The sequence below is a fragment of the Nocardia arthritidis NBRC 100137 genome (assembly GCF_001612765.1).
Taxonomy (GTDB): Bacteria; Actinomycetota; Actinomycetes; order Mycobacteriales; family Mycobacteriaceae; genus Nocardia; species Nocardia arthritidis.
Genome location: NZ_BDBB01000013.1, coordinates 183,034 through 204,532 on the forward strand (window position 1 = coordinate 183,034; position 21,499 = coordinate 204,532).

The window sequence follows — 21,499 nt, forward strand, 5'->3', positions numbered from 1 at the left end:
CGGCACCGCACGCGGAAACGTTCGACGACTTCGAAGCCGCTGGTTTCGGCGATGCTGCGCCTGCGACGACTGAATCGACACGGGTTCGACGACTCACCAGGCGATGGTGGTCCATATCGAGGACAGCAGTACTGCGCCGATGATGTCGGTGGGGGCCTGTGCAGCCGCCCCGCGGCTGGTTTTCGTGTTCTCCCTCGCCCGCGTGGACCGCGGGAGCCTGATCGCGGTCCACGGGTAACGCCGCCCAGAACGGGCTTTTCAGCCACGGTGCAGCCCGGGTTTGTTCAGCCGCGGACCCGCTCCGGAATCGGCCCGGGAGGCGGGTTCCGCAGGTTCTGGCGTGTCGGTTACGCGGCGCTGATTGTCTGCTCCGGTGGTGGCTCTGGCATCGATTTCGCGTTGCGCGAAGGCGATATCGCGCGCACTCCGCACCGACAATCGGCCGAGCGAGGTGGCGGCGAAGAACAGTATCAGCGCACCGAGACCATAGAAATACGTCAGTTGTAGTACGGCACGTTTGAGATCGGAGGTGGCGACAGGATCGCCGACATCCCCTATTCCCAGCGAGTCCGCCAGTACCGGCCCGATCACGAACCACACGCCCGCCGCCACTGCCAGCCACCCGCCGAAACTCGCCACGAGACGGTTGCGGCTTGTCAACATGAGCAATCCGCCGATGATCGCGGTGACACCAGGCAGTACTTGGAGCCACCCACGCGCCGCCGTCCACACCCATGGTTCGTCCGGAGTGAACGCGAAGTCGAAGTTGGGTCCGAGGAAGGGGATCAGCGCACCCCAGACGCCCAGGAGTAGCACCGCGAGCCCGCCGAGGGCTCCCCGGCTACGTGGAATTCGGAGCCGATGGCCCCGGTCGGCCGAAACATTGTCGTCGACGTCCCTCATGACGCCTCCATTCATCGAAGTAGGTGCATATGCGGCCTACCCCTTGCCCATCGCGATACGCAGGAACACCGCCGTCGGGGCTCATGAGTTGCCGGCGGTTCCCGAATCCCTCTGGCTCTGAAACGCGTGAAAACCACCTGAGCGGGTGCTTTTCGAGCACTTGCCTTTCCTGGTCCGCCGGGCGCCTACTCGGACCACGACCATTCGACGCGATCACGTCGATGGTCCGGGGAAGTCCGCTGGGCGGGGTGCGGGGATGGCATTCACAGACACGCGGAACGACGAAGGCTCATGCTCTTGCGAGCATGAGCCTTCGAGGAGTGGAGCCTAGGGGAATCGAACCCCTAACCCCTGCCTTGCAAAGGCAGTGCTCTGCCAATTGAGCTAAGGCCCCGCGGGTGTCACGGCTTGCGCGTACAGACGCCTCGAAACGGTACCTTCTCCCTGCTGACATGGTCAAAGCGGCAGGTGATCGCGCCGAGGCGATCGCCGATCGCGGTGATGCCGCGGTACGGCCCGGTTAGCCGAAGAGGTGGCGCGGATCGCGGCCTACGAACCGGAGCGCACGATGGGGCACAGCTGGGGCGGTTCGTCATCGAGGGCGCCGAACTGGACAAGGAGTTCACCGCGAGCGCCGTCCGGGGCACCAGCGGGTGACGCCGGCCGGCGCGCGGGCGCCTAGTCGAGGGACGGCAGCGGACGCGAGCAGATCTCGTGCGCCTCGTCGGCGGGTAGGCCGAACATGCGCAGCAGGTCCTCGGTGACCTGATCGGTGGCGGCCGCGTCGTCGCGCTCGGGGTGATCGTGCAGCAGTTGGCCGAGGCACAGCGCGGCCCCGGACACGATCGTCATGGTCAGCTCCGCGTCACGCGACTGGAACCGGCCCGCGCGAACCGCGGCCTCGATATCGCGCCGAGCGCGGGGTGCGAGTCCTTTGTCGGAGGCGGTGAGCGCGAGGCCGCTGTTGAGCAGCACCTTGCTCAGTGTCGGGAGTTTGCGGTGCATTCGGCCGGTCAGCCGGAAACTCTGCGCGAAGACTTCGGCGGGATCGTCCATGCCCTCGGTCAAGTCGTCGAGTACCGCGCCGTGCTTGTCGAGCGCTTCCTCCACCGCCGCCTGGAACAAGTCCTCCCGGCTCTGGAAGTGGTTGTAGAACGAACCCATGCCGACATCCGCGGCCTGGGTGATCTCCAGGATCGGCGCGTTCAGTTTCCCGGTCGCGATGAACGACTGGGCAGCCGTGACGAGGGCGGCTCGGGTGCGGGCCTTGCGGCGCTCCAGGCGGTTGGGTTCCACCTCGGTCCGATCGGACATGCCCGCTCCTCTCCCTGTCGGCGCCCGACCATGGTAGCGCTACGGCTCAATAATGACGAATTCCTCAGCAAGCCTTGACTGAATATTACGTCGTATGTGACGATATCGTCATTCTAGGAAAGGGAGTGGTCGCTGATGGACCGTCACGACCCACACACCGGATTGCACAGCGAGGACGGCGCGGTAGCGGGCGAACATCCGGGACGGGCGCGCGAACCGATCGTGAAAGTGCACGATCTGGCGTGGCTGGAATTCGATAAGCCGGACCTGGAGCGTGCCGAGATCTTCGCGCAGGCGTTCGGTTTCGCCACCTCGTTCCGCACAGGGGACGAGCTGTACTTACGAGGCGCGGCTCCGCAGGCGCCGTGCGTGCTGATCCGCCGAGGCGTGCGCTCGCGGTTCGTCGGCCCGGCCTTTCGCGCGGCGGACACCGCCGACCTGCTCCGATTGGCCGAGGCCACAGCCAGCACGGTGGCGCCCCTGCCCGAGACCCTGGGCGGATCGACCGTCGAACTGACCGACCCGAGCGGATTGCGGGTGCGGGTAGTCGCCGACACCGACAACCTCCCCGCCCTGCCCGACCAGCAGCCGCATACGTTCAACTTCGGGCACGAAGTGGCGCGGGTCAATCGGACGCAGCGGCCACCCCGGGTGCCCGCGCGGGTTCAGCGGTTGGGACATGTGGTGGTGCAGACCACCAGGTATCGCGAAACGCTCGAGTGGTACCTGCGGAACTTGGGACTGATCGTCAGTGACTTCCTTTACTACCCGGGGCAACGCGAGCACGGCCCGGTGATGAGCTTCATCCGCTGTGATCGCGGCCGGACGCCCGCCGACCACCACACGCTGGCACTGGTGCTCGGACCGGCGAACCGGTACGTGCACTCGGCATACCAAGTCGCCGACCTGGATGCCATGGCCGCGGGCGGGGAGTACCTGCGTGATCACGGTTACTACCGGTCGTGGGGGATCGGCAGGCATATCCAGGGCAGCCAGATCTTCGACTACTGGCGCGACCCGGACGGATTCCTCGTCGAACACTTCAGCGACGGCGACATGTTCGACTGCACGGTGGAACCCGGCTGGGCGCCGTTCACCGCGTCCGGGCTGGCGCAGTGGGGGCCGCCTGCCAGCAAAGACTTCCTCGGCCTCAAACCGAGCTGGGAAACCCTTCGCGAGCTGCGCACGATGGTCGACACGCTGCGCGAGGACAACGAATTCGATCTCCGTCGCCTGCGCGGCCTGTTGAAAGTAGCCGGTTCATGAGCATTTCCGTTCTCCGCACCGCCGACGCCTGGTGGGTGGTCACACCCGCGGGCGCGGCCAGGGTCGACACCGCGGCGGCCACCACCGGGCAACTGCTGGCGGATCGGCAGGCGATCCGCGCGGCGTCCATGAGCGGCGAGGTCGTGCCGGTCGAGAGCCTGGCGCCGGTCTCGCCGGTGACCGCGCCGTGCCGGGTGGTCGCTCAGATGACCAACTTCGCCTCGCACGTGAAGGATTCCGGCGGTGATCCGGCAACGGTGCCGCTGACGTTCTTCCGCAAGGCCTCGGGGTCGATCAGTGGCCCGCACGACGACGTCATCCGGCCCGCGCACGTGCGACTGCTGGATTACGAGGTGGAGATCGGGCTGGTGTTCGGTCGCGACATGCCGGTCGGATCGGAGATCACGAGCGACAACCTGGCCGACTACATCGCCGGTCTCGTCGTCACCAACGACATCTCCGCCCGCGACGTCCAGTTGCCGAAAACCCAGTTCTACGAGGCGAAGTCGTATCCGACCTTCACCCCCGTCGGACCTGTGTTGGTGCTGCTGGAAGACGACGAGCTGAAACGGTTCACCGATCTGCGGCTGCGGTTGTGGGTCAACGGCGGGCTGCGTCAGGACATGACGGTCGCCGACATGATCTACCGGCCGTTGGAGACCTTGCGGGCATTGACCGGTTTCCAGCGCATGGACGCCGGCGACCTGCTGCTCACCGGAACCCCCATCGGCACGGCGATCAGCGCTCCGCCCAAACCGGTCGAGATCATCGGCTCGCTGCTTCCACCCGCGGTCAAGTGGAAGATGTTCTTCAAAAGCCAGGCCAAGAACCCGAAGTACCTGCACGACGGCGACGTCGTCGAGGCCGCGATAGCCACCGACGACGGCGCGATCGACCTCGGCCGCCAGCGCACCACGGTGAGGTACCGGTGACCGCTGTCGAACTCGACCACACCGGCGACGAGAGCGCTGTCGCGGCGATGCCGTACCGGTACGCGCCCGAGCGGAAGCCCGGGGCGCTCCGATGAGCGTCGCATCGGTCCTGCTCGCCGCGGTGCTCGCCGTGTTCTTCTCGGCGATCGGTGTGGCGAAGATATTGGTGGTGCCGTCGATGCGGGAACGGGCTGCGCACACCGGTTACTCCGTCGCCGCCTACCGGGGCATCGGCTTCGCGGAGATCGCCGGCGCCCTCGGGCTCCTGCTCGGCATCGGCTGGTGGCAGCTCGGCCTCGCGGCGGGGGTCGGCCTGGCGCTGTTGCTGGTCGGCGCCGTCGTCGTCCACGTGCGCATCGGCGACGGCGTGCGCGAGTTCGCCCCGGCGATCGTGGGTTGCCTCGTCGCTGTCGCGTATCTCGTGACGCTGGTGGGAGCCGCCAGGTGAACGTTCCGGTCGTGATCGTCGGCGCCGGACCCACCGGGCTCACCGCGGCCCTCCTGCTCGCCCGATACGGTGTCGAGTCACTGGTCCTGGAACGGTGGGAAGGCATCTATCCGCAACCGCGGGCGGTGCACTTGGACGGCGAAATCCGCAGGCTCCTGGCAAGGTTGGGTGTCGGGGACGAATTCGGCGCCATCTCCCGGCCGGCGCTCGGCCTGCGTCTGCTCGACCGGGACCTGCGGGTGCTGGCCGAATTCCACCGCGATCCAGCAGGCGGCCGCAACGGGTACCCGGACGCGAACATGTTCGACCAACCGGAGCTGGAGGCGATTCTGCGTACCGCGGCGCAGCGTCATACGGGAGTGACCGTCCGGGGCGACGCCGAAGTCACGGCGGTGACCCAGGAGATCCGCGGCGTCCGGGTCGACTTCACCGACCGGACCACCGGCGCGACGGAAGCGGTCCATGCGCGGTACGTCCTGGGCTGCGACGGGGCGAACAGCCTGGTTCGCGCGTCCATCGGCGCCGAGATGCGTGAGCTGAACTTCGAGCAACGGTGGCTGGTCGTCGACGCGGTTACCACGGCCGACCTCGGGGCATGGGAAGGCGTGCATCAGGTCTGCGATCCCTTCCGCGCCGCGACCTACATGCGCATCGGAACGACACGGTATCGATGGGAGTTCCGCCTGCGTCCCGGTGAGGCAGCGGCCGATTACGAGCAGATCGGCCGGGTTCACGAGCTGATCCGCCCCTGGACCGGCGACGTTCCGGTGAAGGAAGTCCAGTTGCTCCGGGTGGCCGAGTACACCTTCCGCGCGCAGCTCGCCGACCGCTGGCGGGCCGGCCGGGTCTTCCTGCTGGGCGACGCCGCCCATCTCACCCCACCGTTCATCGGCCAGGGCATGGGCGCGGGCCTGCGGGACGCGGCCAACCTCACCTGGAAGCTCGCGGGCGTGCTCGCCGGAGATCTGCCCGAGCAACTACTGGGCTCCTACGAGATCGAACGAAAACCACACGCGCGAAACATGATTCGGCTCGCGAAGTTCACCGGAATGGCGATGACCGAGGGCGGTCAACTGGGCGACCTGCTGCGCCGTCTTCTCGCTCCGCGCCTGCGTCGCCTGCCCGGTTTCCACGCACTGGTCACCAGCGGCGAGACACCACCGCTACGCCGGTCCGTGCTGGTCGCGCGGCCGCGCTTGGGTGGCGGCCGCGCGGGCCATCTGGTGCCCAACGTGGTCCTGGAGGACGGTCGTCGTTACGACGATGTCGTCGGGGGCCGGTACGCGATCGTCACCGCGGTTCAGCCGACCTCCGCGCAGCGCACACTGGTCAGCGAGCGCGGGGGAGTGGTGGTGACGGCAGCCCCAGGGACCGATCTGCGGAGGTGGCTGCGGCGTGGTGGCGCCCGTGCGGTTCTCGTCCGTCCGGACGGCGCCGTGCAGCGCTCCGGCCGGGACTTGCTGGAACTCTGCGCAGCCATGCCACGATTCGGTTCGCGCGCTCGCGAGGATCACGCCGACGGCTCGAGCCCTCCTGGGCCCGCTTCCGGCAGCGCAGTAGGGTGGAAACCATGAAACTTCTCCTCACCGCCGGTGTCGTGCTCCTGGTTCTCTTCGGCATCTCCAAGCTGCGCCGGCGCAGCGACGCGGACATGTGGCACGAGGTGACCACCCGCTGAAACCCTGGGGCCTTAGCTCAATTGGCAGAGCACTGCCTTTGCAAGGCAGGGGTTAGGGGTTCGATTCCCCTAGGCTCCACTGATTACGGACTCGAGGTTTCGAGGGATACGCCGCTGATGTTTGTGTCCAATTGGACACAAACCAGTGGCGGCACAGCCGCAGCAACACGTCGCAATCAGGCGGTATTCGCCCGTACTGTGCCAGACTGGCCCGGCACAGTAATGCACTCCTCACCCTCGGAGGACCGTCTATGACGAATTCTGTTGCGCCACTCGAATTGCCCGAACCTCTGGTCATCACGCTGGGGAATCTCAAGGGCGGTGTCGGTAAAACGACATCAGCGTTCTTCTTGGCGAGCTACTTCGCTTCGGTTCACGAACGGCGGGTGCTGGTGATCGACGCCGACCCGCTCAGCCAGACCGGATACTCCTGGTACCGGCGCCTGGTCAAAGGGGGCATCGAGGTGCCTTTCGATCTTGTCGCTTTCCCCTCACGGCACGTCGACGACTGCATCACCGACAATGCCGCCGATTTCGACGTCATCATCGTTGATGCCGGGGGTGAGTCGGCCGAGATATTCAAGGCCGCGATTCCCGAGAGCGATGAACTCTTGCTGTTGACGAGTGTCAGCCCGTCCGAGGTGAAACGCGTACCGAGCACCTTCAAAGCCGCCGAGGAGGCAGCGGCCGACAGCAACCGGGAAATACGGGTTCGGGTGCTGATGACGAAAGTCCCGGTGATCATGAAGAAAGGTGTGAATGTCTCGACCGAATACCGGGCGCAGCGGGGATACCTGGAGAGCGCGGGCTACGACGTCTTCGATTCCTATTTGAGCGCGTGGAAATGGTATCGAGAAGCGGCCGACGGGGAGGTCGGGGAGGGCGCGGAGAACCCGATCGAGGATCTCGGCGAGTACCGGCAGGTGGGCGACGAGCTGGTGAATGCGTACCGGGCACTATTGGAGGTGCCGGCCTGATGCCTCCACAACGCAGGAAGGGTTCGATCGGCGGCGCCAATCCGCTGTCCGACACCGCGGAGCACACCCCGCCCGTCTCACCGCTGCGCGATGCCGAATGGCGGCGGCCGAAGCCGGCCGTGAGCCCGAACGTCTTGACCATGCCGGTGCCCGACGCGGGTGACGGCCCGCTGAGCGACCGCGAGCGAGCGCAGTTGACGGTGTGCGAATCGTCGATCGACACGCTGCGAATCGCGTTCTGGGCGGCCGGGCGGGCCCTGCAGATCGTGCGCGACGGCCGGCTGTACCGCGACAGCCACGAGACGTTCGACGAGTACGTGGAACAGCGGTGGGACATGCAGCGGTCCTACGCCCACAAGCTCATTCGCGCCTGGCCGCTGGCCGCGCGGCTGCATCCGATCGCGCCCGCGATCAACGAGGGCCAGGTGCGTGAACTGCTGCCGGTGGCGGCCGAATACGGCGAAGACGCGGCGGTCACCGTGTACACCACCGTGGCGGCGGGCGCCGATGTGAAGGTCACCGCGGGAAAGCTTCGGCAAGCGGTGGCCCTCCTGCCCGAACGCTATGACGAAGAAGTGGTGATCGAGCGCCTTCAGGCGTGGTTGCGCGGTGAATTGCGGGGCAACGAGAACGACCGTGCGGCCGACATCTTCACCGCCATGGAATCCCGGCTCGCCGCGCTGACCAAGCGCCTCGTCAGAGGGTCCAACGACGACCCGCGCGCGGCCCGCGAGTTCGCGGCGAAGCTCCGGACGATCGCCAGGCAGATCGAGGAACAGATCACCGCGTGAACCACGAAAAGACGACGCGCCCCGCGGCGGAACCTTTTCCCTGCGGGGCGCAGTGTCTCCGGATGAATACATTTCGGTGCCGCGGAATTCATATTGCAGGACAACGCGGCGAAACGAGTTATTATTTCGTTACGAAATCAAAGGCGCGTTGCGCTTTACAAGGTGCGATATATGCCGAAAGGTGAACGCTCGGATCGGATCCGCTGGACTGACGAATCACCGTGATGGTTTTCGAATCAATTCGAAGTCTTTGGTGACGTCCCGCGCGCCGCGAACCACGGCGTCGTACGGCCCACCGAAGGCAAGCGATATGAGCATCGGAGGACCGCATCATGGCATCATCGACCGACGTCCGATATATCCGCTACCTGCGGCGTGCTGTTTTCTGGGCACTCACCGCGGGAGCGGCCGCCCTGCTGGGCATGTTGTTCAACGCCGCGGAGGCATCGGCCCAGCCGGTGACCATCCCGGGCGTAGGAACATTCGAGGTTTCCGACGAAATACCGCTTCCCGACGCACCGGAGAAGCTGTTCCGGAACAACGCTATCCTTCCGGTCGCGCAAGCTCCGGTAACGGCCGGAATCCCGGAAATCGGGGCCGGTGCCGCTACTGCCGTCTCGCACATCGAGATCGCACCGGCCGCGCTCGGCCCGGCGATCGAGATCGCACCGGCCACGCTCGGCCCGGCGGTCGAGTTCCCGATCTCGGTCGTCGTCCCGGCGATCGAACTGCCGGTGCCGACGATCATTCCGGCGATCGAGATTCCGCTCCTGGGCGCACTCCCGGAGATCGAACTCCCGTTCCTCGCCGAGTTCCCGGACATCATGCCGAGGGCGCCCACCCCGCCCGCGGCGGTGATACCGCAGAAGAGTGCCGGAGAGACGGCAGTCGACGCGGCACGAACCAAACTCGGCTCCGATTACAGCTACGGCGCGGTCGGCCCGGATTCCTTCGATTGCTCCGGTTTGGTGCAGTGGTCCTACGAGCAGGCCGGCGTGGAGCTGCCGCGCACCAGCTACGACCAGCTCGCCACCGGTATGCCGGTGCCGCTCGACGAGCTGCAGCCAGGCGACGTGGTGTCGTTCTACGGCGGAAGCCACTCCGCCCTCTACGCCGGCGACGGCAAAGTCATCCACGCATCGACTTACGGCATAGGGGTGACCACTTCCCCGCTCTCTTCGATGCCGGTGACCGGTGCCCGCCGATTCTGACTTCCTCTGGTGAATCCGCGCCGACAGTGCTCGGTCCGGGAGAGACTGCCGCGACGAGCACCGACAGATGCCCGGCTACTCAGTCCGTGAGGGGACCGTGCCGGTCCAGGTGCAGGTAGGTGAATCCGGTGACGAGCAGGCACACCACGGTCGCGGTGATCAGCATCGCCCAGCCCGCCACCAGCAGGCTCAGCAGTCCGCCGAGCAGCGCGCCGAGCACGAAACCGGCGTAGAGCAGGAAGTATCCGAGCCAGTCGGCGTAGTCGCCGCCACTGAGATGACGTTCGATACCCTGCCCCATCTTGACCAGCGTCCCGGTGACGTAACTGAGCGGCACCGACACCTCACCGTTCTGCACGAACGATGTGTTGAGCGCCCCGACACCGAAGGCGACGAGCATGATCGGCAGCAGCCCGATCGGCTCGACTCCCCTCAGATACTCCAGGATGTCGATGATCGATGCGAGCGCCAGGCACACGGTGGTGAGCAGGGTGGATCCGTGCGGGTGCCCGGACCAGTAACGCCTGCGGCACCACGAGGCCACGACGACACCGGAGAGGAATGACATCAGCAATCCGGTGGCCGCCAACGCCAGGTCCGGCTCGTCGTGGAAGTATCCGAGGACACCCCGTTCGGTATTGCCCGTCATGAAGGTGACGAAATAACCGGCCGTATGCATGAATGCCGCAGCGCCGATCAGCCCGGCTAGTGCGGCCAGTACCCAGGACAGTCTGGCCTCGGAGTCGAAAAGCGCTTTTCTCCGACTTTCCTCCAGTTCCGGCACAGGTCGAACTCCTTTCGGTACGACGCGACACCCCAGTGAAGCAGGCAGATCATCGAATTCGCCGACGCAGCGCCGATAGATCGTCACGGTCCCGCGGCGGCGAGGGGTTCCCGCGCGGTCACCCGGCACAACCGGTATCGAGCGTCCGGACGCGGCGGCTGGGGTTGGTCTCGCGATTGCTCGGGGCGCGCAGGCGGCGGCACGACGTGGCAGGGCATGGATCTGCGCGGCCGCATGTGGCAGGTGGCCGAGCCGGCCCGGAGGGAATCGCTGCTCGGTTACCGTGCTGAGGTGGATACTCTGTTCGACTTCCTGCTGACCGAGCCGGTGGCGACCGCTCCGCTGGACGATGTCGCCGCGGCATGGACGCGACATCGCGTGGCCGCGAACCGATTCGACCAGCCGGTGGAGGTCGCGATCGCGGGCGGCTTCGGCGCCGACCGGCTCGGGTTCGCCTTCCTGTCCGGCTATCAGGAGGCGTTGCGGACGCTGATTCCGGACCTGCCGGACGACGAGCTGGTCGCGATGTGCGCGACCGAGGAGGGCGGCGGCCACCCCGCCGCGATCCGCACAACGCTCACCGAACGGGACGGGGCCTGGCTGGTCGACGGGACGAAGTCGTTCGCGACCATGGGCTCGTTCGCAGGACAGTTGGTGGTGATCGCCACTGTCGGCGCGGCGCCCGACGGACGGAATCGGCTGCGCGCCTGCATGGTCGGGGCAGGCGAAGCCGGCGTGCGTCTCACCGATCGTCCCGCGCTCCCGTTCGCGCCCGAGGTTCCGCACGCATCCGTCGTGCTGACCGGTGCGCCCGCGCTGGTGCTGCCCGGCGACGGGTATCTGGACTACCTCAAGCCGTTCCGGACGATCGAGGACATCCACGTGCTGGCCGCCACGCTGGGCTGGCTGGTTCGGGTGGCCCGGGCGTCGGACTGGCCGCGGGCGAGTCGGCAACAGCTGCTGACCGTGGTGGCCGCGGTGCGCGGCCTGGACATCGCCGCGCCGAGTTCCGCGGGCGTGCACATCGCCCTCGGCGGCGTCTTCGAACTGTTCGGATCGCTGCTTGCCGAGCTCGAGCCGTTGTGGCAGTCCGCGGACCCGGTGACGCGACAGAGGTGGGAACGAGACCGGCCGCTGCTGGCCACCGCCGGGCGGGTGCGTGGGCAGCGGCTCACCGCCGCGTGGCGGGCGATAGAACCGGACGACCAGTCGGAATAGCGCTCGCCCTGGCCTGAAATGGGGAGCGGGCCTCGGCGAAGGGGGGGAGTTAGCCGAGGCCCGCGTAGGGTCGGCCCGGGGGGGAGGGGCCGACGTGAACGATGCTACTCGATGATGTGCGATTGTGTGCGCGTGGGGGACGGCCACGTTCCAAGTTTTTCGGGTTGGCTCACCTTCCGGACACCCCGCGGCGGCTGTTGCCGCGCGATCGGCGGCCGCCTCGCTTCGGACCGTTGGCCTAATGTTTGCCAAAAGCCTTGGCGAGTAACCTTTTCCGGGGATTTTCGCGGGCGTGAACTGCTACGGCACCGAGCGGCACGGAACATGCCGACCAGTCGCCGCGCCACGAAATCGATGGAAGTCCGGGCGTGTCGACCACGTCGGGTGTGGCGTCGCGCGGCGTGCGTGAAGGCCGAACTTGTCATACCCCGATGCGAACATGTGTTCGTGTTCACCGACTCCACGGTTCCCGCGAAGCGCACCCGCTCGTCGCTACGGCTCTTGCTCGAACTTCCTCCATTCGAGTACGGGTCATCCCCGATTCGGGTAGTCCACTACGCGCGCTCCGATGCCGGGGCACGCCGGATCATCGAATCGGTCGCATTCCGATCCGGTACCCCCGAGCACCGACTGGATCGGAATGCGGCCTCCTGCTGTTGCCCGTGCCGTTCGCGAGGCCGCCCACGCCGAACAAATCGGATGAAATTGTCGGCGGGCAGGACAATACTGACTCGGGTATCGGCCGGTCACCCGATCCAGCGAGTCGTCGGGCGCCTGGCGCCGCACTGCATCACATCGAACTCATCAACCCCAGGAGAATCATGCCCGACGCAATAGTCGCCGAGGGTCTGGTCAAACGATACGGCCAACTGGTGGCCCTCGACGGCCTCGACCTGAGGGTCCCGGAAGGGACCGTCACCGCACTGCTCGGACCCAACGGCGCAGGTAAGACCACCACTGTCCGGGTGTTCACCACCCTGCTGGTGCCGGATGCCGGGCACGCTACGGTCGCGGGAATCGATGTGCTGCGCGAGCCGCAGGCGTTGCGTTCCCGTATCGGTGCGTCGGGGCAATACGCCGCGGTCGACGAATATCTCACCGGTTTCGAGAATTTGGAAATGGTGGGACGTCTTTATCACATGGGCGTGCAGCGAAGTAAGGAACGCGCGCGCGAATTGCTCGAACGATTCCGGCTCACCGACGCCGCGGACCGGCCGGTCAAGGGCTACTCCGGCGGTATGCGCCGTCGCCTCGACCTGGCGGGCGCGCTGGTCGCGAATCCACCCGTCCTGTTTCTCGACGAGCCGACCACCGGGCTGGACCCCCGCGCGCGTCTGGATCTTTGGGACGTCATCGAGGAATTGGTCGCAGGCGGGACCACGTTGCTGCTCACCACGCAGTACATGGAGGAGGCGGATCGGCTCGCCGATTCGATCGCCGTGATCGACCACGGCAAGGTGATCGCCAAGGGCACCGCGGACGAACTCAAGACCATGGTCGGCGGTGACCGGATCGAGTTGACCGTCGACCGCGTCGACAATCTCGCGACGGCCGAGACGGCGCTGAGAAGCCTGGCCGACGGCGAGATCCACCTCGAACCGGGGTTGCGCCGGATCACCGTACCGGTCGTCGACGGATCGCAGGCTCTGGTGGCGGCGGTGGGGCGGCTGGCCGAGCACAACGTGCAGATCCACGATGTCGGGCTGCGCCGCACGTCCCTCGACGACGTCTTCCTCACCCTCACCGGCCACGAAGCGGAGGCGAGCGCCGGCCCCGACGCGGCGAACGACAAGCTGGAAGCTACGGAAGGAACCATCCGATGACCGCGACGGCACCGGTCCTGATACGGCCCTCGCTGGGCGAGCGACTGTCCATCGTGGTCAGCGACAGCGTGACGATCGCGAAACGCAATGTCATCAAGATCAAGCGGGTGCCCGACGTCCTGATCTTCTCCACGCTCTCGCCGATCATGTTCGTGCTGCTGTTCGCCTACGTCTTCGGCGCGGCCATCGATGTGCCCGGTCTGTCCGGCGGATACCGTGAGTTCCTCATCGCGGGCATCTTCGCGCAGACCGTGGTGTTCGGCGCGACCTTCACCGGTGCGGGACTGGCCGAGGACATGCAGAAGGGCATCATCGACCGATTCCGCTCGCTGCCGATGGCTTCCTCGGCGGTGCTGGTCGGCCGCACGATCAGCGATGTGGTGATCAACGTGGTCAGCCTGACGGTGATGTCGCTGACCGGTCTGGTCGTCGGCTGGCGGATTCGCGGTTCGTTCCTGGACGCGGTGCTGGCCTACATCCTGCTGCTGCTGTTCGCCTACGCGGTGTCTTGGATCATGGCCGTGGTGGGCCTGCTGGTGCGGGCGCCGGAGGTGTTCAACAACGCCAGCTTCATGGTGATCTTCCCGCTCACTTTCATCGCCAACACGTTCGTCCCCAGTGATAAGTTGCCCACCGTCCTACGGGTGATCGCGGAGTGGAACCCGGTATCCGCGCTGACCCAGGCGACGCGTGACCTGTTCGGCAACACCAGCCCGATCGCACCGACGTCGGAAGCTTGGCCGCTGCGGCACCCGGTTATCACCTCCCTGGCGTGGGTGGTGGTGATCATGGTGGTGTTCGTGCCGCTGGCTCTGCGTCAGTACAAGAAGACCGTCAGTCGCTGACCAGCGATTCCCGAATCAGTGATCGTGTTCCGCGCCGGCTTCCGCCAAGGGTGTCGGCGCGGAGCCGTTCCGGGAGTACCCGATGCGCGGGGGAGCGGGGGCTGGTTCCGGCTGTTGCGGCCGCCGGGTACGGACCAGATAGGCCACGCCGCCAGCCAGCGCGACGGCCGTCGCGAGGAGGAGCCGGTTACGTGAACGCGAAGAGACATGCAAGCGCCCCGAGGTCATGGCACCACTCTAGGCACAGCCCGCCGATTCGCGCAGCAGGCCCAGCTCACAGCACGGTCCGGCCCAGTTCCGCGGCTGGATAGCCGACCGTGGCACGATGGGCGTCGTGACCTCACCGAATCAGACATCCGTGGCAACGCTGCACACGAATCACGGCGATATCAAGCTCGCGCTCTTCGGTAACCACGCGCCCAAGACGGTGCGCAATTTCCTAGGTCTCGCCGAGGGTTCGGCGCCGTACACCACCGCGAACGCCAGCGGGGGCAACACCGGCCCGTTCTATGACGGCGCTCTGTTCCATCGCGTGATGGCCGGATTCATGATCCAGGGTGGCGATCCCACCGGTACCGGTCGCGGCGGGCCGGGTTACGAGTTCGGCGACGAGTTCCACCCGGAGCTGCGGTTCGACCGGGGCTACTTGCTGGCGATGGCCAACGCGGGGCCGGGCACCAACGGCTCGCAGTTCTTCATCACCGTCCGCCCGCAGCCGCATCTCAACCGCAAGCACACGATCTTCGGTGAAGTGGTGGACCCGGATTCCCGGAAGGTCGTCGACTCGATCGCGACCACCAGGACCGATCGCAACGACCGGCCGCTGGAACCCGTCGTCATCACCAAGATCACGATCGAATGAGACTATGAACCCCCAGCCGCCCGCACCCACGTGCGTCCGCCATCCGAATCGCCCGACCGGCCTGGCCTGCACGCGGTGCGGGCGGCCGTCCTGTGCGGAATGCCTGCGTCCCGCCGCCGTCGGCCAACACTGTGTCGACTGTCTGCGCGCGGATCAGCGCGGCGTCGCGCCGGTGCGGACGGTCTCGGGCGCGGCAGCGGCACGGACGTCCGCACCTTATGCGACCTATGCGCTGATCGCGATCAACGTGGTGATCTACGCGATCACCGCGATCCAATCGAAGAGCCTGATGGACAACCAGCGGGGCTCCGCGCTGTTCCTGGACTGGGTGCTGTGGGCACCCGCCGTCGCCGATGGCGAATGGTGGCGGGTGCTCGGGTCCGGGTTCCTGCACTACGGCCCGATCCACCTGCTGCTCAACATGTTCGCCCTGTTCGTGGTGGGCCGCGATGCCGAGCTGGTGTTGGGACGATTGCGCTATCTCGCGGTGTACTCGGCTTCGCTGCTCGGCGGGTCCGCCGGGGTCATGCTGTTCTCGCAGAACAGCCTTACGGCGGGCGCGTCCGGCGCGGTGTACGGCTTGTTCGGTGCGATCACGATCATCCTGATCCGGCTGCGGCAGAACCCGAATCAGATGCTCATCATCATCGGCATCAACGTCTTCATCAGTTTGTCGCTGCCCGGCATCTCGCTCTGGGGCCATCTCGGCGGTCTGGCCGCGGGCACGCTCGCGACACTCGGCATCTTGTTCCTGCCCGCGTGGCTGCGAGTGAAGACTCCGCAAGCGGCACGGATGGTCGGCTGGGCAGCGGTGGCGCTCGTCGCCGTCGCGGCGCTGGCGACAGTAGCGGTGAGCGCGATCACTTCGACTGTGTGACACGCGGATTCGCTTCACGTGAAACATTCGCGTCCGGCGTGGGACGAATGCACCGTCAGCGGGTCTTGTCCTCGGTGAGCCGCAGTGCTCCGACCAGGTCCTGGTAGACGACTTCAGGGTTGGCGCCCAGATCCCAGCGGCCGAAGATCAACAGCCGCTCCGCGCCGTTGTGCTGGACGTCGAGTTCCAACATCGGCATCTTGCGCCCGAGGCGCCGGTAGCTCACCACGCGGGCGCGGATGATCTGCTGCGGGGCGTATTCGTCCGCCCCCGTCAGCGTGCGGACGACCATGCGGGGTTGCGCGCCGGTTATCACCGACAGCCGCGGGCGTTGCCGGAACCCGAGCCCGGCAAGGGCGAGCAATCCGACGGCGGCGAGTCCCACGAGCAGGCGGCTGGCCGCCTCGGAGGTGACAACCGCGGCGACGGCCAGCGCGATGCCGCCCACGGTGACCGCGACGAGCGCGGGTGTCGGCGTGGTCCAGGCCAGGTGCGGCTCTTCGCGCTCCCGCGGGCCGGGGGCGGAAAGTTCCGGACTCACAGCACTCCCCAATCGCTCCTCGAGTTGTCCACAGGCTCATCCACAGGTGTGCATGAATGACACGTCTGTAATCCGGGTCGGCGTTATGCTCAGCGCCAGCGCATCGTCATGATCAGCCCGACCACCATCAGGCCGAAGCCGATCAGGAAGTTCCAGGCGTTGAGGTCGTTCATCCAGCTGATCTGCTCGGCCGCCAGGTAGTAGACGAGCAGCCACACCAGCCCGGCGAGCATGAACCCGAGCATGATGGCGACATACCAGACCGGAGACGGCCCAGCCTTCACCTTCACCGGCGTCCGGCTGGCGGGGTTGATCGTATAGTCGGTCTTCTTACGGACCTTCGACTTGGGCATGACGTCCTCGTATTCGGCTGCAGGTCGTGGTCTCTAGGCTATCCCAACAGGTAATGGATGCGACGCGGTGCCGGGCGGGGACGTAATCTCGATGTCATGCGTGTTCTGGTCGTCGACAATTACGACAGCTTCGTCTTCAACCTGGTGCAGTACCTCGGGCAACTCGGTGTCGACGCTGTCGTCTGGCGCAACGACGATCCGAATCTGGCCGACGTCGGCGCGGTCGTACGAGATTTCGACGGCATTTTGATCAGTCCGGGCCCCGGTACGCCGGACCGGGCGGGCGCCAGCATCCCGTTGGTGCGCGCCTGCGCGGAGCAGAGTGTTCCGCTGCTCGGCGTGTGCCTCGGACACCAGGCGATCGGCGAGGCGTTCGGCGCCACCGTCACCAGGGCCCCGGAGCTGCTGCACGGGAAGACGAGCGAGGTCTTCCACATCGGCGCGGGCGTGCTGGCCGGTCTGCCCGACCCGTTCACCGCCACGCGCTACCACTCGCTCACCGTCGTCGAAGACACCCTGCCCGAGCAGATCGAGGTGCTCGGACGCACCGAGAGCGGAATCGTGATGGCCATGCGTCATCGCACCTTGCCCATCCACGGCGTGCAGTTCCACCCGGAATCGGTGCTCACCCAGGGTGGGCACCGGATGCTGGCCAACTGGCTCGGCGTGTGCGGGGAGCGCCCCGCCGAGGGCTTGGTGCAGACGCTGGAGGCGGAGGTCGCCGCGCTGGTGCTGCAGTGACCCGTCCGCATGTGCTGCTGTCGGTCGCGGCGAGCATCGACGGGTACATCGACGACGCGAGCCCGCAGCGGCTGCGCTTGTCCGACGCGGCGGACTTCGACCGGGTGGACCAGGTCCGCGCGGACTCCGACGCCGTCCTGGTCGGCGCGCAGACGCTGCGCAGCGACAACCCGCGGTTGCTGGTCGACAGCGCCGAACGCAGGGCGGCGCGCGTCGCGGCGGGCAAACCGGAATTTCCGCTGAAGGTGACCGTCTCGGCGAGTGGCGACTTGGCTCCGGAGCTGCGGTTCTGGCACTGCGGCGGCGACAAGATCGTGTACACCACCGCGGCGGGCGCGCCGAAGCTCACCGGCCGCCTGGCCGGATCGGCCGAGGTCGTGGACCTCGGTACCGAACTCGATTTCGGCGCGATGCTGGACGACCTGGGCCGACGGGGTGTCGACCGGCTCATGGTGGAGGGCGGCACCCGCATTCACACCGCGTTCCTGGCCGCCGATCTGGCCGACGAACTGCATCTAGCGATCGCTCCGATCCTGGTGGGCGACATCGCGGCGCCGCGCATTCTCGACCCGGCCGACTTTCCGGGCGCACCTCATCGCCGGATGCGGCTCACGGGCGTGACGCAAGTCGGGGACGTCGCGGTGTTGCGTTACCTACCGAAGGCCGAGCCTGCCTGACGCCGGTGCCACCTCGACGATCCCGCACCCGTGGCGCACGCGCGAGACAGCTCGGCGCGGCTTGCCGCGACGCCGCAATCGCGAGGCTGTCAGCTTGATCGCGCAGCGGGGCCGTCGAGGACGAGCGGCCGCGGACGGCCATCGGCCGTCCGCGGCCCGAACTCACCTGGCACCCGGCCGGCTCGATTTCATCGCCGAGCGGGAGCGCGGCCGCACGGTGCCGAAGTGCTTTTGTGCGGACACGGAAGACGTTGTCGGGTACGTTCCTCCGCGCCGGTCCGAAACCTAGGGACGTCCGTAGACGGCGGTCACGAACTCGCCGAGCTGGTTGTCGTCCAGATGCCGGGCCAGGTCCGCCTCGCTGATCATGCCGACCAGCCGCTTGTCCTCGATGACCGGCATGCGCTTGACCCGGTTGCTTTCCATCTCGTCGAGGACTTCCGCGATGTCGGCGTTGGCATCGACCCACCGGGGCGTCGATTCACACAGTTCATCCACCTGGCAATCCGATGGGGCCTTGCCCTGGGCGATGCACTTCACCACGATGTCGCGGTCGGTGACGATGCCGCACATCCGCTCGTTCTGGTCGGAGATGATCAGGGACCCGACGTTCAGTTCGGCCATGGTTCGTGCGGCCTGCTCGATCGTCGTGTCCTTCGAAATCCACTGGACGCCCGGTTTCATGATGTCCCTGGCAGTGGTCATGAGCTACCTCCTCGTACTCAGCTGCGCTGATTGGGATGAAGCAGCATCATTCTCCCGCAATTCACACCGGTTGGTCTCGTTTTCTGGATACCGGCGGCAGCGCCGATCACGGCGGGCCGAGCACCCCCACGCCGACCAGGATGGCGCTGTTCTTCTGGATCGAACTGCCCGCGGACGGCTGCTGGCTGAGGATGCGGCCGACATTGCCAGCGTCGAAGGTGCCCTGCGGGGACTGGCTGATCTGGCTGGTGCTGCCGGTCCAGCCTTCCGCGCGCAGCTTCTCCACCGCCTGCGAGACGGTGAGACCCACCAGCGACGGCATCTTCAGGTCACCCGCGGACACCTGGACGGTGACCGTGGAACCCTTCTCCGCGCTGCTGCCGCCTGCCGGGCTGGAGGCGACCACCTCACCCTTGGGCTTCGAGGACTGCACCTCCTGGACGACGACCTTGAAGCCGTTGCCCTCGATATTCGGCTGGGCCACGTCGATGCTCTGCCCGACGACGTAGGGAACGCGCACCGCCTCCGGACCGGTGCCGACCGTGACGACGATTTCCCAGTCGACGTCGACCTTCGAACCCGGCGACGGGTTCTGCTCGATCACCTGGTCCTTCTCGGCGGTGCTCGACGGTTTGCGCTCGACGTTCGGATTGATCCGCAGGCCCTTGGAGTTCAAGACCTGCTCGGCCTGCTCTTGGGACAGCCCGGTCAGCTTCGGCACCTGAACCTGCGCGGGACCCGAGGACACCTGGACCGTGACCGTGCTGCCCTCGTCGATCCGCGAGCCGCCGAGCGGCTGGGTCGCGATCACGTTGCCCGTGGCGACCTTGCTGTCGGGCTTCTGCTGGATCGCCACCGTGAAGCCGAGTTTCTGCAGCGCGTCCTGCGCTTGCTGCGAGGACTTGTTGGACAGGTCGGGAATGGCCACCTGGTCCGGTCGGCTTCCCGGCCCGAGCAGCACCCAGAACAGCGCGAAAGCCACCGCGACGGCCGCGACGGCGCCGATCGCGATGTAGGCGGTCCGGCGCCGTCCGTTCGGCTCGGCCGGATCCTGCTCGGCGGTGTCGTCGTGGCGCTCGACCGTACGGTAGTTGCGCGGCGGGGGCTCGTCCGCGCTCATCATGGTGGTGCGGTCCTCGTCGGTCATCACCATCGGGGCGCTGGGCTTCTGGCCGCCGAGCACCCGGATCAGGTCGGCGCGCATCTCGGCGGCGGTCTGGTATCGGTTGGCCGGATTCTTGCTCATCGCCTTGAGCACGACCGAGTCCAGTTCGCGCGGCACGCCGGAATACACGTGCGAGGGCAGTCGCGGGTCTTCCCGCACGTGCTGGTAGGCGACGGCGACCGGGGAATCACCCGTGAAAGGCGGCTCCGCGGTGAGGATCTCGAACAACACACAACCGACGGAGTAGACGTCCGAGCGCGCGTCCACCGTTTCGCCGCGCGCCTGCTCCGGGGAGAGGTACTGCGCGGTGCCGATCACCGCCGCGGTCTGGGTCATGGGGTTGGAGCTGTCGGCGAGTGCGCGCGCGATGCCGAAGTCCATCACCTTCACCGCACCCGAGCGGTTGATCATGATGTTCGCGGGCTTCATGTCCCGGTGCACGATCCCGGCCTTGTGGCTGAAGTCCAAGGCGGCGCAGACATCCGCGATGATCTCCATCGCGCGGCGCGGTGGAAGCGGTCCCTTGCCACGCACGATGTCGCGCAGCGTGTCGCCGTCGACGTACTCCATCACGATGTACGGCAGCGGGCCGCCGTCCACCTCGGCCTCGCCGGTGTCGTAGACCGCGACGATGGCCGGATGATTGAGCGCGGCCGCGTTCTGCGCCTCGCGCTTGAACCGCAGGTAGAACGTGGGGTCGCGGGCCAGGTCCGCCCGCAGGACCTTGATCGCCACGTCCCGGCTCAGCCGGATGTCGCGAGCCTTGTGCACCTCGGACATACCGCCGAACCCGATGATCTCGCCCAGCTCGTAGCGAGACGAGAGATTCTTCGGGGTCGTCATGGCAGTCCTTGCGAAGAAGTGGCGGATCCGCTGCGGGTGGCCGAAGGCCCTCGGGCACCGGGAATCTCCGGGAATGGTATGTCGAGAGTCGGGATGCGCGGACGGCTGCTGGTGGCGGTGGGCGCGGTGGTCGTCGGCTTCGTCGTGCTCGGTGCCGTGCTGGTGGGCGGCGGGGTGGTCGTCGTCGGCTCCGGTGTCGTGGTCTTCGGCTCGGTGGTGGGCGGTTCGTAGGTCTCGGTGTCCACCGGCGCGGGTGCGGGCTTGGGGGTGGTCGTGGCCACCGGCGGGGCGGGCTTGGGGCTCGGCGCGACCGTCACGGTCGGCGACGGCGTGGAATCCGGATTGGTGTCTCCACCGAAGAGCAGGTAGGCCGTCAGCGCACCGAGCAGCACGGCGCCGATGCCCAGCCCGGTCAGCCATTTCTGGGTCGTGGTGAACCTGCCGCCGTTATCGGGCGGGGGACCGCCCGCCGCGCCACGGCTCAGCACCGTGGCCGGAGCCGCGATGGTGCCACCGCGATTGGCCGCGCCCACCGCGCCCGCGGC

21 protein-coding genes, 2 tRNA genes and 1 pseudogene are annotated in these 21,499 nt (G+C 67.0%); 15 read left to right on the forward strand and 9 right to left on the reverse strand.

Annotated elements, in window-relative coordinates; all coding sequences use genetic code 11:
* Positions 1 to 258 precede the first annotated feature (258 nt).
* From NA8_RS11655 to NA8_RS11670, 3 genes are all read right to left on the reverse strand, one after another.
* Positions 259 to 903: a hypothetical protein gene (locus tag NA8_RS11655; RefSeq protein ID WP_063050380.1), complete on the reverse strand. Its 645-nt coding sequence runs from the start codon at positions 901 to 903 to the stop codon at positions 259 to 261.
* A 321-nt stretch (positions 904 to 1,224) separates the two neighbouring features.
* Positions 1,225 to 1,297, reverse strand: a tRNA-Ala gene (locus NA8_RS11660).
* A 284-nt stretch (positions 1,298 to 1,581) separates the two neighbouring features.
* Positions 1,582 to 2,217, reverse strand: a complete 636-nt coding sequence (locus tag NA8_RS11670; protein ID WP_063050382.1) for a TetR/AcrR family transcriptional regulator — start codon at positions 2,215 to 2,217, stop codon at positions 1,582 to 1,584.
* 132 nt (positions 2,218 to 2,349) lie between these two features.
* On the opposite strand from NA8_RS11670, the gene NA8_RS11675 reads away from it, so the two are divergent.
* The 8 genes from NA8_RS11675 (at position 2,350) to NA8_RS35010 (ending at position 9,520) form a co-directional block, all read left to right on the forward strand.
* On the forward strand, positions 2,350 to 3,483 hold the full coding sequence (locus tag NA8_RS11675) for a VOC family protein (protein ID WP_157106649.1): 1,134 nt from the start codon (positions 2,350 to 2,352) through the stop codon (positions 3,481 to 3,483).
* The gene (locus tag NA8_RS11680) at positions 3,480 to 4,415 is read left to right on the forward strand and encodes a fumarylacetoacetate hydrolase family protein (protein WP_063050384.1); all 936 of its coding nucleotides are present in this window, start codon (positions 3,480 to 3,482) and stop codon (positions 4,413 to 4,415) included. The genes NA8_RS11675 and NA8_RS11680 overlap by 4 nt, the downstream gene beginning before the upstream one ends.
* 91 nt (positions 4,416 to 4,506) lie before the next feature.
* Entirely contained in the window at positions 4,507 to 4,863 is a 357-nt protein-coding gene (locus NA8_RS11685; RefSeq protein ID WP_063050428.1) for a DoxX family protein, read from the forward strand.
* The gene (mhpA, locus tag NA8_RS11690) at positions 4,860 to 6,437 is read left to right on the forward strand and encodes a bifunctional 3-(3-hydroxy-phenyl)propionate/3-hydroxycinnamic acid hydroxylase MhpA (protein WP_157106650.1); all 1,578 of its coding nucleotides are present in this window, start codon (positions 4,860 to 4,862) and stop codon (positions 6,435 to 6,437) included. Before NA8_RS11685 ends, mhpA begins: the two co-directional genes overlap by 4 nt.
* A gap of 110 nt (positions 6,438 to 6,547) precedes the next feature.
* Positions 6,548 to 6,620 (forward strand) — tRNA-Ala (locus NA8_RS11695).
* 199 nt (positions 6,621 to 6,819) lie between these two features.
* Complete coding sequence (locus NA8_RS11700; protein WP_063050386.1) at positions 6,820 to 7,518, forward strand: ParA family protein; 699 nt, start codon at positions 6,820 to 6,822, stop codon at positions 7,516 to 7,518.
* Positions 7,518 to 8,309, forward strand: coding sequence for a hypothetical protein (locus NA8_RS11705; RefSeq protein WP_063050387.1), 792 nt, complete (start codon positions 7,518 to 7,520; stop codon positions 8,307 to 8,309). Before NA8_RS11700 ends, NA8_RS11705 begins: the two co-directional genes overlap by 1 nt.
* A 656-nt stretch (positions 8,310 to 8,965) precedes the next feature.
* Positions 8,966 to 9,520 carry a C40 family peptidase gene (locus NA8_RS35010; RefSeq protein WP_439957378.1) on the forward strand — a complete coding sequence of 185 codons (555 nt, stop codon included), beginning with the start codon at positions 8,966 to 8,968 and terminating at the stop codon, positions 9,518 to 9,520.
* A gap of 79 nt (positions 9,521 to 9,599) precedes the next feature.
* On the opposite strand, the gene NA8_RS32635 is transcribed toward NA8_RS35010, so the two are convergent.
* Positions 9,600 to 10,304 (reverse strand): YoaK family protein, encoded by a 705-nt coding sequence (locus tag NA8_RS32635; protein ID WP_245663785.1) that lies wholly within the window; start codon positions 10,302 to 10,304, stop codon positions 9,600 to 9,602.
* 291 nt (positions 10,305 to 10,595) lie between these two features.
* Here NA8_RS32635 and NA8_RS11720 point away from each other — a divergent pair, with 291 nt between their 5' ends.
* The 5 genes from NA8_RS11720 (at position 10,596) to NA8_RS11740 (ending at position 15,929) form a co-directional block, all read left to right on the forward strand.
* Positions 10,596 to 11,522: an acyl-CoA dehydrogenase family protein gene (locus NA8_RS11720; protein WP_063050431.1), complete on the forward strand. Its 927-nt coding sequence runs from the start codon at positions 10,596 to 10,598 to the stop codon at positions 11,520 to 11,522.
* An 821-nt stretch (positions 11,523 to 12,343) separates the two neighbouring features.
* Positions 12,344 to 13,345, forward strand: coding sequence for an ATP-binding cassette domain-containing protein (locus NA8_RS11725; protein WP_063050388.1), 1,002 nt, complete (start codon positions 12,344 to 12,346; stop codon positions 13,343 to 13,345).
* Positions 13,342 to 14,190, forward strand: a complete 849-nt coding sequence (locus NA8_RS11730; protein ID WP_063050389.1) for an ABC transporter permease — start codon at positions 13,342 to 13,344, stop codon at positions 14,188 to 14,190. The genes NA8_RS11725 and NA8_RS11730 overlap by 4 nt, the downstream gene beginning before the upstream one ends.
* Positions 14,191 to 14,524: 334 nt before the next feature.
* Positions 14,525 to 15,052 carry a peptidylprolyl isomerase gene (locus NA8_RS11735; RefSeq protein ID WP_063050432.1) on the forward strand — a complete coding sequence of 176 codons (528 nt, stop codon included), beginning with the start codon at positions 14,525 to 14,527 and terminating at the stop codon, positions 15,050 to 15,052.
* A gap of 4 nt (positions 15,053 to 15,056) precedes the next feature.
* On the forward strand, positions 15,057 to 15,929 hold the full coding sequence (locus NA8_RS11740) for a rhomboid family intramembrane serine protease (protein WP_063050390.1): 873 nt from the start codon (positions 15,057 to 15,059) through the stop codon (positions 15,927 to 15,929).
* A gap of 55 nt (positions 15,930 to 15,984) precedes the next feature.
* On the opposite strand, the gene NA8_RS11745 is transcribed toward NA8_RS11740, so the two are convergent.
* Both NA8_RS11745 and crgA read right to left on the reverse strand, forming a co-directional pair.
* Positions 15,985 to 16,470 (reverse strand): PH domain-containing protein, encoded by a 486-nt coding sequence (locus tag NA8_RS11745; RefSeq protein WP_063050391.1) that lies wholly within the window; start codon positions 16,468 to 16,470, stop codon positions 15,985 to 15,987.
* Positions 16,471 to 16,559: 89 nt separating this feature from the next.
* Positions 16,560 to 16,823 carry a cell division protein CrgA gene (gene crgA, locus NA8_RS11750; RefSeq protein WP_040871406.1) on the reverse strand — a complete coding sequence of 88 codons (264 nt, stop codon included), beginning with the start codon at positions 16,821 to 16,823 and terminating at the stop codon, positions 16,560 to 16,562.
* A gap of 96 nt (positions 16,824 to 16,919) precedes the next feature.
* Here crgA and NA8_RS11755 point away from each other — a divergent pair, with 96 nt between their 5' ends.
* Both NA8_RS11755 and NA8_RS11760 read left to right on the forward strand, forming a co-directional pair.
* Positions 16,920 to 17,564, forward strand: a complete 645-nt coding sequence (locus NA8_RS11755; RefSeq protein WP_063050392.1) for an aminodeoxychorismate/anthranilate synthase component II — start codon at positions 16,920 to 16,922, stop codon at positions 17,562 to 17,564.
* The gene (locus NA8_RS11760; RefSeq protein ID WP_063050393.1) at positions 17,561 to 18,241 is read left to right on the forward strand and encodes a RibD family protein; all 681 of its coding nucleotides are present in this window, start codon (positions 17,561 to 17,563) and stop codon (positions 18,239 to 18,241) included. Before NA8_RS11755 ends, NA8_RS11760 begins: the two co-directional genes overlap by 4 nt.
* A 285-nt stretch (positions 18,242 to 18,526) precedes the next feature.
* On the opposite strand, the gene NA8_RS11765 is transcribed toward NA8_RS11760, so the two are convergent.
* From NA8_RS11765 to NA8_RS34335, 3 genes and pseudogenes are all read right to left on the reverse strand, one after another.
* Positions 18,527 to 18,946, reverse strand: a complete 420-nt coding sequence (locus tag NA8_RS11765) for a CBS domain-containing protein (protein ID WP_063050394.1) — start codon at positions 18,944 to 18,946, stop codon at positions 18,527 to 18,529.
* A 106-nt stretch (positions 18,947 to 19,052) separates the two neighbouring features.
* Positions 19,053 to 20,954 carry a Stk1 family PASTA domain-containing Ser/Thr kinase gene (pknB, locus tag NA8_RS11770; protein WP_063050395.1) on the reverse strand — a complete coding sequence of 634 codons (1,902 nt, stop codon included), beginning with the start codon at positions 20,952 to 20,954 and terminating at the stop codon, positions 19,053 to 19,055.
* Positions 20,951 to 21,499, reverse strand: a pseudogene (locus NA8_RS34335) (serine/threonine protein kinase); the annotation flags it as partial. The gene pknB and the pseudogene NA8_RS34335, both read right to left, overlap by 4 nt.

Bases quoted from the DNA above. Each gene is read 5' to 3' on its own strand.
- NA8_RS11655 (WP_063050380.1), bottom strand. From the start codon at position 903: ATGAGGGACGTCGACGACAATGTTTCGGCCGACCGGGGCCATCGGCTC.
- NA8_RS11670 (WP_063050382.1), bottom strand. From the start codon at position 2,217: ATGTCCGATCGGACCGAGGTGGAACCCAACCGCCTGGAGCGCCGCAAG.
- NA8_RS11680 (WP_063050384.1), top strand. From the start codon at position 3,480: ATGAGCATTTCCGTTCTCCGCACCGCCGACGCCTGGTGGGTGGTCACA.
- NA8_RS11685 (WP_063050428.1), top strand. From the start codon at position 4,507: ATGAGCGTCGCATCGGTCCTGCTCGCCGCGGTGCTCGCCGTGTTCTTC.
- NA8_RS11705 (WP_063050387.1), top strand. From the start codon at position 7,518: ATGCCTCCACAACGCAGGAAGGGTTCGATCGGCGGCGCCAATCCGCTG.
- NA8_RS11725 (WP_063050388.1), top strand. From the start codon at position 12,344: ATGCCCGACGCAATAGTCGCCGAGGGTCTGGTCAAACGATACGGCCAA.
- NA8_RS11730 (WP_063050389.1), top strand. From the start codon at position 13,342: ATGACCGCGACGGCACCGGTCCTGATACGGCCCTCGCTGGGCGAGCGA.
- NA8_RS11740 (WP_063050390.1), top strand. From the start codon at position 15,057: ATGAACCCCCAGCCGCCCGCACCCACGTGCGTCCGCCATCCGAATCGC.
- crgA (WP_040871406.1), bottom strand. From the start codon at position 16,823: ATGCCCAAGTCGAAGGTCCGTAAGAAGACCGACTATACGATCAACCCC.
- NA8_RS11755 (WP_063050392.1), top strand. From the start codon at position 16,920: ATGCGTGTTCTGGTCGTCGACAATTACGACAGCTTCGTCTTCAACCTG.
- NA8_RS11765 (WP_063050394.1), bottom strand. From the start codon at position 18,946: ATGACCACTGCCAGGGACATCATGAAACCGGGCGTCCAGTGGATTTCG.
- pknB (WP_063050395.1), bottom strand. From the start codon at position 20,954: ATGACGACCCCGAAGAATCTCTCGTCTCGCTACGAGCTGGGCGAGATC.